Genomic DNA, 308 nt, shown 5'->3' on the forward strand with positions numbered 1-308 from the left:
AACCCCGGCACCATCGCCGCGCGGTACATGTCGCCGATCGAGCGGCCCAGCTGGTCGGCCAGGATGATCAGCACCAGCGACGGCGGAATGATCTGCGACAGCGTGCCCGAGGCCGCGATCACCCCCGAGGCCAGCCGCCTGTCGTACCCGTAGCGCAGCATGATCGGCAGCGAGATCAGCCCCATCGAGATCACCGAGGCCGACACCACCCCCGTGGTCGCCGCCAGCATCGCGCCCACCACCACCACCGCGATGGCCAGCCCCCCGCGCAGCGGACCGAACACCTGCCCGATCGTCTCGAGCAGGTC

The 308-nt window shown here is 70.5% G+C and carries 1 protein-coding gene; it reads right to left on the reverse strand.

All coding sequences use genetic code 11. From position 1 onward, the window contains the following. Window positions 1-308, reverse strand: a 308-nt coding sequence (locus J2P76_RS23870) for a TRAP transporter large permease subunit (protein ID WP_207410714.1), incomplete at both ends; no start/stop codon positions are given.

The organism is Bordetella petrii, assembly GCF_017356245.1.
Classification (GTDB): Bacteria; Pseudomonadota; Gammaproteobacteria; order Burkholderiales; family Burkholderiaceae_B; genus Bordetella_A; species Bordetella_A petrii_D.